General features: G+C 61.4%; 12 protein-coding genes. 9 read left to right on the top strand and 3 right to left on the bottom strand.

Features of this window, described 5'->3' with window-relative positions; genetic code table 11:
• Positions 1-19 precede the first annotated feature (19 nt).
• The 3 genes from zipA (at position 20) to B7O88_RS02940 (ending at position 4,380) form a co-directional block, all read left to right on the top strand.
• Positions 20-856 carry a cell division protein ZipA gene (gene zipA, locus B7O88_RS02930; protein WP_088273684.1) on the top strand — a complete coding sequence of 279 codons (837 nt, stop codon included), beginning with the start codon at positions 20-22 and terminating at the stop codon, positions 854-856.
• Positions 857-1,015: 159 nt separating this feature from the next.
• Positions 1,016-3,391, top strand: coding sequence for an NAD-dependent DNA ligase LigA (gene ligA / locus B7O88_RS02935; RefSeq protein WP_088273685.1), 2,376 nt, complete (start codon positions 1,016-1,018; stop codon positions 3,389-3,391).
• Entirely contained in the window at positions 3,388-4,380 is a 993-nt protein-coding gene (locus tag B7O88_RS02940) for a tRNA dihydrouridine synthase (protein ID WP_235005707.1), read from the top strand. The genes ligA and B7O88_RS02940 overlap by 4 nt, the downstream gene beginning before the upstream one ends.
• A 184-nt stretch (positions 4,381-4,564) precedes the next feature.
• Here the strand turns inward: B7O88_RS02940 and B7O88_RS02945 are convergent, their stop codons facing one another.
• The 3 genes from B7O88_RS02945 to B7O88_RS02955 all read right to left on the bottom strand — a co-directional run bounded on the left by B7O88_RS02945 (position 4,565) and on the right by B7O88_RS02955 (position 7,737).
• Complete coding sequence (locus tag B7O88_RS02945) at positions 4,565-4,912, bottom strand: hypothetical protein (protein ID WP_088273686.1); 348 nt, start codon at positions 4,910-4,912, stop codon at positions 4,565-4,567.
• Positions 4,913-4,957: 45 nt separating this feature from the next.
• Positions 4,958-6,520, bottom strand: coding sequence for a methyl-accepting chemotaxis protein (locus B7O88_RS02950; protein WP_088273687.1), 1,563 nt, complete (start codon positions 6,518-6,520; stop codon positions 4,958-4,960).
• A gap of 116 nt (positions 6,521-6,636) precedes the next feature.
• Entirely contained in the window at positions 6,637-7,737 is a 1,101-nt protein-coding gene (locus B7O88_RS02955; protein WP_088273688.1) for an FAD-dependent oxidoreductase, read from the bottom strand.
• A 171-nt stretch (positions 7,738-7,908) separates the two neighbouring features.
• Here B7O88_RS02955 and B7O88_RS02960 point away from each other — a divergent pair, with 171 nt between their 5' ends.
• From B7O88_RS02960 to B7O88_RS02985, 6 genes are all read left to right on the top strand, one after another.
• Positions 7,909-9,243 carry a spinster family MFS transporter gene (locus B7O88_RS02960; RefSeq protein ID WP_233048218.1) on the top strand — a complete coding sequence of 445 codons (1,335 nt, stop codon included), beginning with the start codon at positions 7,909-7,911 and terminating at the stop codon, positions 9,241-9,243.
• Between the two features lie 53 nt (positions 9,244-9,296).
• Positions 9,297-10,481: an acetyl-CoA C-acyltransferase gene (locus B7O88_RS02965; protein WP_088273690.1), complete on the top strand. Its 1,185-nt coding sequence runs from the start codon at positions 9,297-9,299 to the stop codon at positions 10,479-10,481.
• Between the two features lie 126 nt (positions 10,482-10,607).
• On the top strand, positions 10,608-12,407 hold the full coding sequence (locus B7O88_RS02970) for an acyl-CoA dehydrogenase (protein WP_088273691.1): 1,800 nt from the start codon (positions 10,608-10,610) through the stop codon (positions 12,405-12,407).
• 189 nt (positions 12,408-12,596) lie between these two features.
• Positions 12,597-13,913, top strand: coding sequence for a type II toxin-antitoxin system HipA family toxin (locus B7O88_RS02975; RefSeq protein WP_088273692.1), 1,317 nt, complete (start codon positions 12,597-12,599; stop codon positions 13,911-13,913).
• Entirely contained in the window at positions 13,910-14,335 is a 426-nt protein-coding gene (locus B7O88_RS02980) for a helix-turn-helix domain-containing protein (RefSeq protein ID WP_235005708.1), read from the top strand. Before B7O88_RS02975 ends, B7O88_RS02980 begins: the two co-directional genes overlap by 4 nt.
• A gap of 95 nt (positions 14,336-14,430) precedes the next feature.
• Positions 14,431-15,027 carry an IMPACT family protein gene (locus B7O88_RS02985; RefSeq protein ID WP_088273694.1) on the top strand — a complete coding sequence of 199 codons (597 nt, stop codon included), beginning with the start codon at positions 14,431-14,433 and terminating at the stop codon, positions 15,025-15,027.
• The last annotated feature ends 175 nt before the right edge of the window (positions 15,028-15,202 follow it).

Raw genomic sequence — 15,202 nt, forward strand, 5'->3', positions numbered from 1 at the left:
ACGACAGGAATGGGTATTCATGGATTTCGGTTTGCGTGAGTGGCTTTTCATCATTGGCCTGCTGGTGATCGCCGGCATTCTGTTTGATGGCTGGCGGCGCATGGGTGGGCGATCAAAAATTCGCTTCAAACTCGAACGCAATCTTGCCGACCTCCCCGAGGAAGGCAACGACGAGCTGCTCGGGCCACCGCGTGTCGTCAACCGCCAGGAGCGTGCTGAGCCGTCCTTTGGCGACGACAAACCGGACACGCCGGTCTCCATCGATGACGAAAAGTGGCACGAACCCGAGCAGGTTGGTCTGGATCTGGACGAGCCGCCGGTGCTGGTTGATCCCGTCGTCGCGGAACCGCGCAACAAGAGCAAACCCGCCGCCAAGCCGGCCACCAGTGAGTCTGCACCGAAGCCTGAGCAGCAAAGCCTGCCGGTGGAGCTGGTGCTGGTAATCAACGTGGTTGCTCGTGACGAACAGGGCTTTCCCGGTTCTGCGCTGCACCAGAGCATTCTCGAAAGTGGTCTGCGCTATGGCGATATGAATATCTTCCATCGTCATGAAAGCATGAGTGGTAATGGTGATGTGCTGTTCTCCATGGCCAACGCGCTCAAGCCGGGCGTGTTTGATCTGGACGAGCTGGACCAGAGCCACGTCCGCGCAGTCAGTTTCTTCATGGGCCTGCCAGGCCCGCGCCATCCCAAGCAGGCACTGGATCTGATGATCGCCGCCGCACGCAAACTGTCTCACGAACTGGGCGGTGATCTGAAAGACGAGCAACGCAGCGTCCTGACCGCCCAGACCATTGAGCACTATCGTCAGCGTATCGCCGAATTCGAGCGGCTGAACTACAGCCAACGGCGTTAAGCGCAGCGCCCGTAGGGCGCTTCGCTAGCTGCAAGTCACAAGTTTCAAGCTGCAAGCTAAAACCAGAATCCGCGCTCGGACCGGGTTTGCTTGCAGCTTGTAGCTTGCAGCTTTGGTTCGGTTAGAATATGTCCCGAACTCCCAGCCCAGCGACCGCACATGCCCCAGCACGCCACTCCAGCCGAACGCGCCCTTGCCCTGCGTGAGGAAATCGCGCAGCACAATTACCGCTACTACGTCCTCGACGAGCCTGCAGTGCCGGACGCCGAGTACGATCGGCTGTTTAACGAACTCAAGGCAATCGAGGCGGAGCACCCTGATCTGATCACCCCCGACTCGCCGACCCAGCGGGTGGGTGGTGCGCCTGCATCGGGCTTCGGTGAGGTCAGGCATGAAGTGCCGATGCTCAGCCTGGGCAACGCCTTTGCCGAGCAGGACATGCTTGATTTTGACCGCCGGGTGCGTGAAGGGCTGGACCTGCCGGCTGGCGACCTGTTTGGTGGTGGGGCGGAGGTCGAGTACTGCTGCGAGCCTAAACTGGATGGCCTCGCGGTCAGTCTGCTTTACGAGAACGGGCTGTTGGTGCGCGGCGCTACCCGTGGCGACGGCACAACTGGCGAAGACATTTCCACCAACGTACGCACCATTCGCAATATTCCGCTCAAGCTGCGTGGCGAGGGCTGGCCTGCCGTGCTGGAAGTGCGCGGCGAAGTGTTCATGAGCAAGGCCGGCTTTGAGGCGTTGAATGAGCGTGCGCGCGAGGCGGGCAGCAAAACCTTCGCCAACCCGCGTAACGCTGCAGCCGGCAGCCTGCGCCAGCTTGACCCGACCATTACCGCCAGCCGCCCGCTGGAGTTTTGCTGCTATGGCTTTGGCCGCGTCGACGGCGAGCTGCCCGATAATCAGTACGCTATTTTGCAGGCGTTCAAGGGCTGGGGGATTCCGATCAGCCGTGAATTGAAGCTGGTGAAGGGCGTGGACGGCACCCTGGATTACTACCGCGATATCGGCGAGCGCCGCGCCGGGCTGGAATACGAGATCGACGGCGTGGTGTTCAAGGTCAATCAGCTGAGCTACCAGCGCGAGCTGGGTTTTCGCGCCCGTGAGCCGCGCTGGGCGATTGCCCACAAGTTCCCGGCAATGGAAGAGCTGACCGAGCTGCTGGATGTTGAGTTTCAGGTTGGCCGCACCGGTGCGGTGACGCCGGTGGCACGGCTGAAGCCCGTTCAGGTAGCAGGTGTAACCGTGTCCAACGCGACGCTGCACAACATGGATGAAGTCGCACGGCTGGGTGTGATGATCGGCGATACCGTGATCATCCGCCGCGCCGGTGACGTGATCCCGCAGGTGATGCAGGTAGTTGCCGAGCGTCGCCCGGCCGATGCGCGTCCGGTCGAGGTGCCAACGGCGTGCCCGGTGTGTGGCTCTGCGGTGGAGCGCACCCAGCTGGTCAAGCGCGGCAAATCGGGTTCGACCACCAGCGAAGGCTCGGTCTACCGCTGTGTTGGCCGTCTGACCTGTCAGGCGCAGCTCAAGCAGTCGATCATTCACTTCGTTTCACGCCGCGCCATGGATATCGACGGGCTGGGCGAGAAGAGCGTCGAGCAACTGGTAGATACCGGGCTGGTGGCGTCCCCGGCAGACCTTTACCGGCTGACCTTTGAACAGGTGCTGGCACTGGAGGGGTTTGCCGAGCTGTCGACGACCAATCTGCTGACCGCCATTCAGGCCAGCAAGAAGCCGACGCTGGCTCGTTTCATCTATGCCCTTGGCATTCCGGATGTGGGAGAAGAGACCGCCAAACTGCTGGCGCGTGCGCTGGGCAAGCTGGAGCGCATCGAGCGTGCCTTGCCTGAGGTGCTGGTCTATCTGCCGGATGTGGGGCTGGAAGTCGCGCACGAGATTCATTCGTTCTTTGCCGATGCGCACAACCGTCAGGTGATTGATCAACTGCTGGAACGCGGCGTAACGCCTGAGGAGCCGGGTGAGTTGGGCGCCGAGTTTGCTGCTTGCGTCTCGCTGGCCGATTTTCTGGCGCGACTGAATATTCCGGGCATCGCCAATACCGGCGCCGAGCGGCTGGCGAGCCAGTTCGGCAGTCTGGAAAGGATTGTCAACGCTGACTGGCTGGACCTGAAGCAGGTCGAGCGCCTGAACGACAAGGCAATCAAGGCGCTGCGCGAGTATTTCCAGAACGAGGCCCTGCGCGCCGGCGCCGAAGCTGTCGAGCAGCAGCTGCGCGACTTCGGCATGCACTGGCAAAGCCCCCGCGCGGAGACCTCCGGCGGGTTGTTGCTGGCGGGGCAGACCTGGGTGCTGACCGGCACGCTGGAAGCCATGTCGCGCGATGTTGCCAAAGGGCATCTGGAAAGCCTCGGTGCCAAGGTCGCCGGCAGCGTGTCGGCCAAGACCCATTGCGTTGTCGCCGGGCCCGGTGCCGGCAGCAAGCTGGCCAAGGCCGAGCAGCTGGGTGTGAACGTCTGGACCGAACAGCAGCTGCTCGACATGCTGGCCGAGCATGGCATCAGCGCATGAGCGGCCCCGAGCGCATGAACAGCCTTGAGCGGATAAACGGCCCGGTCGTGCTGGCCCCGATGGAGGGGCTGGCCGATGCACCAATGCGCGATGTGCTGACCCGCATCGGCGGCATCGACTGGTGCGTGAGCGAGTTCATTCGCGTGACCGAAGGGCTGCTCAACGTCGCCACCATTCGCCGCAGCGTACCGGAGAGCGAACACGGCTGGCGGACCCGCGCCGGTGTGCCGGTGCGCCCGCAATTGCTCGGCTCGGATGTGCGCTGGATGGGGGAGAACGCGGCGCTGCTGGCGTCGATGGATGCGCCGGCAATTGACCTCAACTTCGGCTGCCCGGCCAAGACGGTCAACCGTCATCGTGGCGGTGCGGCGCTGCTGACCGAACCCGAGTTGCTGCGCGAGATTGTTGCCAGCGTGCGCGCGGCAACACCGGCGCATATTCCCGTGACCGCCAAGATGCGCTTGGGCCTGACCGATACCAGCCAGACGCTGGAATGCGCGCAGGCGCTGGCTGACGGCGGCGCCAGCGAGATTACCGTGCATGCGCGCACCAAGGTGGAAGGCTACAAGCCGCCGGCCCATTGGGAGTGGCTGGCGCGTATCCGCGAAGCGGTAGACGTACCGGTGATTGCCAATGGTGAGGTGTGGAGCACCGAGGACTACCGCCGCATTCGTGAAGTCAGTGGCTGTGATGCCGTGATGATCGGGCGTGGACTGGTGCGCTGCCCGGACCTGGGGTTGCGCATTCTGCAGGATGCCGGCGAGGCCGTGCTTGGCTGGGATGAACTGTGGCCCTGGCTCGGTGACTTCTTCCGTCAGACTCGGCTGCGGGTAGTAGATCGTCACGCGCCGGGCCGGCTGAAACAATGGTTGGCCATGCTCGGCCAGCATTACCCTGAAGCGCGCGCGTTGTTTGACAGTCTGCGTCGCGAGACCTGCGCCGATGCCGTTACCCGACGGCTGGAAGGCCCGCTGCACTCGGCGGCCTGATTAACACATACCCAGCGTTTCGCCACTATCCTGCCAAGTACGCTTATGGTGGATACGCTGCGCTGAATCCACCCTACGGTCGGGTGCGAAGCCGGGTAGGGTGGTGAACGCCGAAGGCTTCGCCACCATCGCCCTGTCAGCGACCGCCGGTACGGCGGCGCCGGCCTGGAGGCTGCGATTGGTGCTAGACGGATTTTGCCCGCTCACGGCCGAGCAGCAGCACCTTGGTGTCACCTGAGGCCTGTCCACTTGCCCAAAGCAAATAGGCGGCAAGAAACAGCATTCCACCAAAAAATGCCAGAATGCCCAGCACAATACCGGAGCCCGAGAACTGGTGGCGCCAGGCTACCCAGATAGCAGACAAACTGAGGAATGACATGAAGTCGAGGTTGAACTGCCCTTGCCAGCTCATTTCGACGATATTGCCAAAGAAAATCGGCAGCAGGTTCCAGCCATGCTCCATTCCGACCAGCATGGTGTATGTCACCAGCCCCAGTATTATTGCCAATAGATACGTACGAAACAGCGCCATAGCCTCTTCCCCCGTGTTTTACCCGACAAAGCATCCGGTCAGTCGTTACTGTTCCGGCTTGTACCCCAGCCGCAGCCCGCCCCAATGCTCACCATTCACCATGATAGGCACTGACAGATCGTGCATCACCTCGCCGGTATCCCGTTTGTAGGTCTGCAGCAGCAGGGTTTGCTCATGGCTGCCGCAACGCCGGCCGGTCGGATCATCAAACAGTCGCTTGCTGCGGCAGTGCAGGGTGTCGTGCTGCACGTCGCCGGTGGGTTGCTTGCTGAAGCGCTGGTTGTGGGTCGGCACATAGCCCGAGGGAATGGCCGCGATGGCATAGACCAGTTCCGGGTGCTGTTGCAGGAGCGGCTCCTGAATGGCTGGCAGCACCTGATCGGTGTAGCTGTCGAAAGCGCTGTTGTAGCGGGCCGGGTTGCTGCCGGGGATGAGTTTCAGGTTACGGTCAAATAGCGCGCTGCGCTGGATCTTGCCGCTGGCCAGATCCGCCTCAAATCTCGCGGCAATGGCGCTGGCGGTTTGCTGTGCGGCATCGAAGAAGCGTTGGTGGTATTCGTCCAGGGCGACATCAGCCAGCATCTCACTGACCTGTTCGGCCAGCGACACCAGGTTGATCGCTTCGCCGCCAAGGCGTCGGGTTTGCTCATCACTCTGTTCGATATCGCTGCGTACCTGCTCCAGCGCGCTGCTCAGGTTGGCCAGCTGGTCACGATTGGTCAGGCTGCTGTCGGCGATCTGCCCGGTAACGGCCTTTACCTCGTCACCCTGGGTGCTGATTTCTTCCAGCTGGCCGGCGGCACTTTCAATCAGGCTGACGCCGCCCTGGACCTGCTCGACCAGCGCGGCAAAGTCGGCATTTACCCGCTGACTCTGCTGATGCATGCGTTCAATGATATCGGCGACTTCAGAGGTGGAGGAGGCGGTGCGGGCGGCCAGTGCTCTGACCTCATCGGCGACGACGGCGAAACCACGGCCCATGTCTCCTGCACGGGCGGCTTCGATGGCGGCGTTGAGAGCGAGCAGGTTGGTCTGGCTGGCAATGGAGTCGATTACCTCGGTGACCTGTACGATCCGGGTGGTCTGGGCATTGAGTTCGTTGAGCACCGTGTTGGCTGCGTCAGTCTGGCTGGCCAACTGGTGCATCACCTGGGTGGCCTGGTCCAGTGCGTCGCGGCCCTGCTGGCTGCGGCTGCGCGCTTGCTCGGCGGCGCCGTCGGCGCGCTCGGCATAACGGCTGGTAGCGTCGACCTCGGCGGCTATCTGCTGGGCGCTGTCGGTCACCTGTCGAATCGCCAGCAGCTGTGACTGCTGGCGCTGGCGCAATTGCTCGACCGAGTGCGCGACCTCGGCCGCGGCAATGGCGTTCTGGCTGGTAGCGCGGGACAGGCGCGCGCTGAGATCGGCGCTGCCCGTTGTGCTGGCTGATGGCTCGATCACCGATGACGGGTCGGAGGGCGGATAAAACCAGGGCAGCCCGATCCAGGGCAGCACGGCGAGGATCAGCGCGGGCGCCAGGATGTCAACGCCGGCGCTGTAGTAAAGCCAGCCAAGGGTGCCCAGTTGCAGCAGGGCGAGAATCGCTTTGCCGATAAATCCGGTGTGCATAAGCAGAGGTCCATTCAAGGGCGCAATGCCCAGTATTGTTCTTGTTCTGGTCGATTCAGCCTCATTTAGCCATTTGTCTCGGGTACCGACAATTGATCTTTGGTCTTGGCCCGCTGTCAGCCTGGGGGGCAGTCAAGCTGCAGGCTGCGCATGAAGTCGGTGTCGAGCCTGTTCTTCAGCCACAGCGCCGCGCGACTGCGCAGCGCCAGAGGTCCATAACAGGCCAGGGCCTGCCGGTCTGCGGTGGCCAGCAGGGCGAGGGCTCTGGGCTGGGGCTCAAAGCGCAGCTGTGGCGGACCACCTTGCAATTGGGCGCGCAGATTCGCGCCCAGTATCGGCCCCTGGCGTACGGCGTAAACGCCGGAGTGAGGACAGCCGGCCAGCGCCGCACAGTCGCCGCTGGCAAAGATCTGCGGATGCGAGGTGCTCTGCAATGTGGCATCAATGCTGATGAATCCGGCCTTGTCGGTCGCCAGCCCGCTTTGAGGCTGCCAGGCGGCCGGTGCGGTACCGGTAGCCAGGATGACCGCGTCAGCGGCAACCGGCGGGGCATCTGCCGATCTCAGGCTGCCGCGCTCGATTGCCGTGACAGCAATATTCTCGTGCAGCGTGATACCGCGCTGGGCAAACAGGGATCGGGTCGTGCGCGCAGCTCCGGCTGGGTGCCCGGCGAGCAGCCGGGATGCGCACAGCAGCGTCAGCTGACTGCGGGGCAGAGCCTTTTGCAGCGCCAGAGCCAGCTCTACCGCGGCTGCGCCGCCGCCCAGAATCACCAGCTTCTCCGGGCTGTCGCCGGCCTGCCATGTCTGCCAGTAATGGAACAGATCGGCAAAGGGTTTGGCGCCGATGACGGCAAGGCTCTGGTCATTGTCGGGCGGCGCCGGATTGATTGCACCGCTGTTGATGGACACTACCGTGCTGCGCAATTGCTCCCCGCTGTCCAGCTCCAGCAGCCGGTTGTCGGCGTCAAGATGCGCCAGCCGCCCGATGTGCAGGGTCAGACCTGTGGCGTCACAGAGCGGTGCCAGTGCAATACGGCATTGCTCTGCCTGCCAGCGGCCGGCCAGCATGCCAGGCATCATGCCGGAGTACCAGGCATGGGGTTCCGGCGAGATGAGTATGCTGCCGGGCGGAACCTGATAACCCTGTTCAATCCAGCCGCGCAGGGCGATCAGGTGGGCATGGCCGGCACCGACCATGATTAGGGGTGAGCTCATGGTGCAAGGGCCTTTTCAGAGAGCTGCGGAAACTGTTTGAACAATACATAGCCTCCGGTGATAGACACGCATTGAGGTTGCTGATCGCTGTATTTCGAAATCGACTTTCGCTGTGCGAACCTGATAGTCTCGTCCTGCTGATAATTCCAACTACAAAAAATGGAGCATAGCGTGGACGAGAATAATAGTTATCCGTCGCCCAAACGAGCCTGGCTGACGGTCAGTATTTTGCTGGTTGCCTATGTTCTGTCCTTTGTAGATCGCCAGATTCTGAACCTGCTGGTTGGGCCTATTCGCCAGGATCTGCAGATTTCCGATACTGAAATGAGCCTGCTGATGGGTCTGTCATTTGCCGTTTTCTACACTGTAGCCGGTATTCCGCTGGGGCGGATTGCCGACTCCAAGAGCCGCCGCGGCCTGATCGCCGCGGGCGTGGCCGTGTGGAGTCTGATGACCGCGTTCTGCGGTCTGGCGCAGCAGTACTGGCATTTCATCGTTGGTCGCATTGGTGTGGGCGCAGGGGAAGCAGCGCTGTCTCCGGCCGCCTATTCGCTGATCGCCGACAGTTTCCCGGCCAATCGTCGCGCAACGGCCATCAGTGTCTATGCCATGGGTATTTATCTGGGGGCTGGCGCTGCATTTTTGCTCGGTGGCCTGGTGGTGACCTGGGCTAACGCGCAAGGCCCGATGGTGCTGCCGCTGCTGGGTGAAGTCCGCCCCTGGCAACTGATTTTCCTGGTGCTGGGTGCCGCAGGCCTGCTGTTCTGCCTGGTGCTGCTGGCGATCAAGGAGCCGTCCCGCAAGGGTATTGGTGCCGGCGTCGCCGTGCCGCTGAAGGACGTGGGCCGTTACCTGATGGGTATTCGCAAGGCGGTGCTGTGCCATAACTTCGGTTTTGCCTGTCTGTCGTTTGCTTCCTACGGCGCCTCGGCCTGGATTCCGACCTTCTTTATTCGCAACCACGGGCTGACCCCGGGCGAAGTCGGTGTCTACTACGGCTCGCTGGTGATGGTTGCCGGGTCTCTGGGGATTGTATTCGGCGGGCGTCTCGCCGACTTTCTTGCCCACCGCGGCTGCCGCGATGCCAACATGCGGGTTGGTCTGCTCTCGGCTATCCTGACCCTGCTGTGCAACGTGGTGTATCTGGTCGACAATATGCCGCTGCTGTGGACCATCATGTTCTTTAACGTATTCACGGTCGCCATGCCGTTCGGTGTCGCACCGGCGGCGATTCAGGAGGTCATGCCCAACGCCATGCGTGGTCAGGCCTCGGCCATCTATCTGTTCACCATTACCCTGATCGGTCTGGGTATTGGTCCGACCGCCGTCGCGCTGTTCACCGACTACGTGTTCCAGGACGACATGGCGATCCGTTATTCCATATTCATCGTTGCCAGCGTGATTACCGTGGGCGCCATCATCCTTCTGGCCATGGGGCTCAAACCCTACCGGGAGGCACGGGACACGCTGACACGCTGGGGTGAACAGCAGGGCCAGCCGGGCTGAGGGATAACCCCGGCTGCAGGCTGATGTACTTGAATTTCAACAGGAGCAACAACATGACAGACGCAGTTATCGTATCTACGGCCCGTACCGGCCTGGGCAAATCCTATCGCGGCGCACTGAACAACACCCACAGTGTTGACATGGCCGGCTTCGTCATTGAAGAAGCGGTCAAGCGCGCAGGTATCGACCCGGCGCTGGTTGAAGACGTGATCCTCGGTGCCACCTTCCACGAAGGCGCCCAGGGCAAGAACATGGCGCGTCTGGCTGCCATCCGTGGCGGTCTGCCGGTTACCACTGCCGGTATGTCGCTGAACCGTTTCTGCAGCTCCGGTCTGCAGTCCATCGCCATCGCTGCCCAGCGTGTTGTCAGCGAAAAGATCCCGGCCATCGTTGCCGGTGGCGTTGAGTCCATCAGCCTGTGCCAGAACGACAAGATCAACATGTTCCACGGCACCAACGAGTGGATCATGAAGAATAAGCCGGAACTGTACCTGTCCATGATCGAGACCGCCGACATCGTAGCCCAGCGCTACAACGTCAGCCGCGAGTCCCAGGACGAGTACTCCCTGCTGAGCCAGCAGCGTGTTGCCGCCGGTCAGCAGAGCGGCAAGTTCGCCGACGAAATCGTACCGTTCAAGGCCATCATGAAGGTCCAGAACAAGGAAACCGGCGAAATCACTGACCAGGAAGTGGTTCTGGATCGTGACGAGTGCAACCGTCCGAGCACCACTCTGGAAGGCCTGTCCTCCCTGCAGCCGGTCCGTGGCCCGGGCAACTTCATCACCGCCGGTAACGCCAGCCAGTTGTCTGACGGCGCGTCTGTCTGCACCGTGATGAACAGCAAGGTTGCCGAACAGCTGAACGTTGAGCCGATGGGTATCTTCCGCGGTTTCGCCGTTGCCGGTTGCGAGCCTGACGAAATGGGCATCGGCCCGGTCTTCGCCATCCCGCGCCTGCTGCAGCGTAATGGCCTGACCATGGACGATATCGGTCTGTGGGAACTGAACGAAGCCTTCGCTTCTCAGGTTGTCTACTGCCGTGACCGTCTGGGCATCCCGGCCGAGAACCTGAACGTCAACGGTGGCTCCATCGCCATCGGTCACCCCTACGGTGTAACCGGCTCCCGCCTGACCGGCCACGCGCTGATCGAAGGCAAGCGCCGCGGCGTCAAGTACGTGGTTGTCACCATGTGCATCGGCGGTGGCCAGGGCGCAGCCGGTCTGTTCGAGATCGTCTGATCCCAGCCGCAAGCTTCAAGCCGTAAGCTGCAAGCAAACCCGGGCCATGCTCGGGTTTCGCTTTTCGGGCTTGGCTTGCCGCTTGAGGCTTGGCGCTTGTAGCTAAAAATTCCAGAGGAATTTTCCGTGTCCCAGAAAATCATCAACACCGACGATCTGGCGTTTCTGCTCTATGAAATGCTGGATATCGAGCGCTTTACCCAATTCCCGCGTTACGAAGACCACAGCCGCGATACCTTTGATGCCGCCATCGAGCTGGCGCTGAAGGTCGCGAGCGAAACCTTCGCACCGCACAACCGCCTGTGCGATGAAGACGAACCGCGTTTTGAAAACGGCAAGGTCGTGATTCGCCCGGAGGTCTCCGAGGCGCTGGCCGTGCTGCGCGACACCGGCCTGATGGCTGCCTCGCAGGATTACGAGCGTGGCGGCATGCAGCTGCCGGCGGCCGTTGCCCAGACCTGTATCGGCCTGATCAAGGGCGCCAACGTCAGCACTCAGGCCTATGCCGGTCTGACCATCGCCGCCTGCAACCTGATCATGGCCCACGGCACCGACGAGCAGAAGCAGCGTTACGCCGAGCCGATGATGGCCGGCCGCTTCTTCGGCACCATGTGCCTGACCGAGCCGCACGCCGGCTCCTCGCTGGGCGACATCAAGTCCCGCGCTGTCCCGCAGGACGATGGCACCTACCGCATCAGTGGCAACAAGATCTTCATCTCCGCCGGTGATCACGAGCTGAGCGAGAACATCGTGCACCTGGTGCTGGCCAAGCTGCCGGATGCACCGCCCGGTGCCAAGGGCATCTCGCTGTTTATCGTGCCCAAGTTCCTGGTCAACGACGACGGCAGCCTCGGCGAGCGCAACGACGTTCAACTGGCGGGTCTGATCCACAAGATGGGTTACCGCGGCACCACCTCCACCATGCTTAACTTCGGTGAGAAGGGCGGGGCGGTCGGCTATCTGGTCGGCGAGCCGCACAACGGTCTGGCCGGCATGTTCCACATGATGAACGAGGCGCGCATCGGCGTAGGTCTGGGTTCGGTCATGCTGGGTTACACCGGTTACCTGCACGCGCTGGAATACGCCCGCGAGCGAACCCAGGGCCGTGGTCTGGCCGAGCGTGATCCGGCTACGCCAATGATCCCACTGGTGCAGCACGCCGACATTCGTCGTCTGCTGCTGGCGCAGAAAGCCTTCGTTGAGGGTGGTCTGTCGCTGTGCCTGTTCTCCTCGACCCTGGTTGACGAGAAGAAGCACGCACCGGATGCCGCAGCGCGCGAAGAAGCTGCTGGTTTGCTCGACCTGCTTACACCGATCGTCAAATCCTGGCCGTCGCAGTTCTGCCTGGAAGCCAACAGCCTGGCGATTCAGGTGCATGGTGGCTACGGCTATACCCGCGAATACCCGGTCGAGCAGTTCTACCGCGACAACCGCCTGAACCCGATCCACGAAGGCACCCACGGTATTCAGGGGCAGGATCTGCTGGGCCGCAAGGTGAGCATGGCCGGTGGCCGTTTCTACCAAAGCCTGCTGACCCGCATCCGCGCCACCCTGGCCGAGTGCGGCAGCGTCGCCGAGCTGAAAGCCAATGCCGAGCTGCTGAGCACTGCGCTGAACACCGTCGAAGGCATCACCGACGCGCTGCAGGCGATGAAGAAGAGCGACCCGGATCGAGCCCTGGCCAACGCCTACCTGTACATGGAGTGCTTCGGCCATCTGGTCGTCGGCTGGCTCTGGCTGCGCCAGGCCCAGGCTGCCCTGCGTGGCCTGCAGAACGGCGGCGAGCGCCCGGCGAGCTTCTATCAGGGCAAGCTCAACGCCTGCGACTACTTCCTGCGTTACGAACTGCCCAAGCCGATGGCACTGGCAGACGTGCTGCGCAGCGCGGATCGCACCACGCTGGATATGCCGCTGGATTGTTTCTGATCCCGCAGGTGTGACGAAAAGCCGGGCCTGGTGTCCGGCTTTTTTGTGGGCGCAGGAGCACCTTTTCAGTTTAAATCAGCATTAAAGTGCTGGTTTTAGCGATTTTACGCATTTTATAAGACTTATATTGCTGGTTTTCTGGTTATGGCATAGTCTTTCAGCATCTTAGTTCCGATTGTGGTTGCTGTAATGTACCCAGCCCTGACGATACAAACCCATGCCAACGGCCAATGGCACGATGCCTTGGAATTGAGCCCGTCTAATCCGGGTTCTGTTGCGGATGCACGCATGACCGCCTCCTACAAAACTACCTATTTGGGAGAATTTGTTGAGGCGATCGATAGCATCTTTGAATATGCCGTTAGCGTTAACTTGCCTGTCAGCTGGAATCCGGTGGACAGCAAAGGCTTCCCTGCGTTTGTTTACGACATCATTCCGGCTGGCCACGCTAGAAGGTCTTTGCTCAAGCGTTTTCATGATGAAAAGCCCGACGGCGTCGATACTGATTGGTTTCTACTTGGTCGGTGTACGCCCTCGGCTATCGGAAACCTGAGGGTAAAGGAGTCTGCTGAGGCATTGGAGGATACGGGCGCTGAGGCCTTTGCTCGTCAGCATATTGTTGAGCGTACCAACGACTTTCTCGAGTATGCCTGCGAAGCGGGCGCAGCGTTGGGCGGGGCGACCGGAGCACAGGGTGAAGCGCCCAAGTTATTGCTGGCAGAGAGCCGTGACGGCCAGTTTTACGCCGACGCGATGCTGGATGACAGACTCGTGCAGGCACATTGGCTGGTCAAGTTTGCGCGCAACAATGTGACAGAGAACGACAAGAATATTCTTCGCGCCGAATACCATTACTACAAAGCCGTAGCAGATCTGGGTTTGAACACCGTCCCTACGGCCGGTCTTAGCTTGGAAGAGGCGGACAAGCCGAGCCTCTGGATGCCGCGTTTTGACCGCGTTGTGCAGGGGGAGGGCGTAGAGCGCATCGCGGTGGAATCGGTCTACTCGTTGTTGGGCAACACCGAACCGGGTTCCAGACTAAAGCACGAGGCTGTGCTGGCGCGGCTGATTGAGCTTTGGTGTATCGGTGGGCAAGAGTCTGAGGTGCCGGATCTGATCTTTGAGTACATCCTCCGTGACTTGCTTAACCGGATATTGGGCAACAGCGACAACCACGGTCGCAATATCGCGGTATTTCGTCACAGCGAAAGATTTGAGCTGGCTCCCATCTATGACTTGGCGCCAATGATCCTGGACGCAGAGGGCGTAACCCGGGCGCCAAATTGGGAGGCCGAAAGCAAAGGCGCTCCTGACTGGCGTAAAAACTGCGCCTGCTTCCAGCAATGGTATGCCCCCGAGGACCTTTATCAGCGTGTACGTGACGCAGCTAAGGAGTTCAAAGCGCTACCTGACTTACTCGTAAACATGCCGCTGGATATCCGCCAGAACGCAGCGCTGCCAGTGAATGATCTGGACAAGCATCTGCGGCAATGGGAGCTGATATGAATACCTCGACGGGAGAGCAGCGCAAGCAACTGATTGAAGAAATCATGCAGCAGCACGCTGATGGCGTCATTACCCTTGGGGTAGCGATCCGCAGGCTGCGCCTGGAGATTACAGGTTTTGATCAGGAAACTTTCGCCAAGATGTGCGGCATGTCTACTCGAGCCTTGTACCAGTTGGAAACAGATAAGGGTAATCCGACCCTCGGCACCCTAGACTCTGTCCTGCGCAAATTTGGTCTGCGTTTGGGCCTGATGAAAGCGGCAGCGCCCGGACAGACCAGCATGGCATTGATGCGGCAACCGCATCTGGCAGAGCCACCCCCCAACTACAAAGCAAGCGACAAAGCTTCTGGGGTTGTCACCCGGGGTAGCAAACCCAATCGAGCGACGCGCGGCAAGCCAGCAACAGGCAAGGGGCGGTAGGGCGGAGAAAGCAGCAGGCCTGTCCGCGTCAGTTGCGCAGGCATGTTTGTTGCCAGGCACTGACTAGGCTGCTGCTGCCGGGTTATTCTTGCGCGATGTACAGCCTTGCCCATCCCGTCACCAGTTCGCTGGAAATCCGCAAAAGCCGCTTCCTCGCCTGTGTTGAGCCCATCGCTGACCGTGCCGCAGCGCAGGCGCGGGTAGACGCCCTGCGCGCCGAACACCCCGGCTGCGCACATGTGTGCTGGGCGCTGCTGGCGGGCGGTCATAGCGCCGCAGTCGACGACGGCGAGCCATCGGGAACAGCAGGGCGCCCCATGTTGGACGTATTGCGCCATCAGCAGCTCGACGGCGTGCTGGCAACGGTGGTGCGCTATTTCGGCGGCGTAAAGCTTGGCGCCGGCGGCCTGGTGCGCGCCTACACCGATGCGGTCGCCCAGGCGCTGCTGCAAGCCGAAAAGATCGAACACATCCCCAGCCAGACGCTGAACTGCGAACTGGCCTACGCCCACGAAGGCGTCGCCCGCAATCTGATCGCAGAGCAGGGTGGTGAGCTGCTTGAGGTCAGTCATGGCCAGGCCGTGCGGCTGCAGGTGCGCCTGCCCGCCAGCGCCACCGAGCCCCTGCGTGAGCAGCTGATGTCCATTACCCGCGGTGAGCTTGGCTGGGAGGCTGAGGGGCAGGGAGAGTGATACCTGGCCCGGGGTATGGTGAGTCCAAACCGTGCCTGATTGTCGGTCAGGAAAGGCCCGCACCTGCACAAGTCAAACGACCATGATCTGCAGAATAGGCCCGACCACTTGAGGCCTTGCTGCGCACAGGGGATAGACAGCGCTTTGCGCCCTGCAATAGTCTTGAAGCAGAAAA

Origin of the sequence: Halopseudomonas aestusnigri, from assembly GCF_002197985.1 — a bacterium.
GTDB lineage: Bacteria > Pseudomonadota > Gammaproteobacteria > Pseudomonadales > Pseudomonadaceae > Halopseudomonas > Halopseudomonas aestusnigri.

Excerpts from the sequence above, each read along its gene's own strand:
- B7O88_RS02965 (WP_088273690.1), top strand. The coding sequence starts at position 9,297 with ATGACAGACGCAGTTATCGTATCTACGGCCCGTACCGGCCTGGGCAAA.
- zipA (WP_088273684.1), top strand. The coding sequence starts at position 20 with ATGGATTTCGGTTTGCGTGAGTGGCTTTTCATCATTGGCCTGCTGGTG.
- B7O88_RS02980 (WP_235005708.1), top strand. The coding sequence starts at position 13,910 with ATGAATACCTCGACGGGAGAGCAGCGCAAGCAACTGATTGAAGAAATC.
- B7O88_RS02985 (WP_088273694.1), top strand. The coding sequence starts at position 14,431 with ATGTACAGCCTTGCCCATCCCGTCACCAGTTCGCTGGAAATCCGCAAA.
- B7O88_RS02975 (WP_088273692.1), top strand. The coding sequence starts at position 12,597 with ATGTACCCAGCCCTGACGATACAAACCCATGCCAACGGCCAATGGCAC.
- B7O88_RS02945 (WP_088273686.1), bottom strand. The coding sequence starts at position 4,912 with ATGGCGCTGTTTCGTACGTATCTATTGGCAATAATACTGGGGCTGGTG.
- B7O88_RS02940 (WP_235005707.1), top strand. The coding sequence starts at position 3,388 with ATGAGCGGCCCCGAGCGCATGAACAGCCTTGAGCGGATAAACGGCCCG.
- B7O88_RS02955 (WP_088273688.1), bottom strand. The coding sequence starts at position 7,737 with ATGAGCTCACCCCTAATCATGGTCGGTGCCGGCCATGCCCACCTGATC.
- B7O88_RS02950 (WP_088273687.1), bottom strand. The coding sequence starts at position 6,520 with ATGCACACCGGATTTATCGGCAAAGCGATTCTCGCCCTGCTGCAACTG.
- ligA (WP_088273685.1), top strand. The coding sequence starts at position 1,016 with ATGCCCCAGCACGCCACTCCAGCCGAACGCGCCCTTGCCCTGCGTGAG.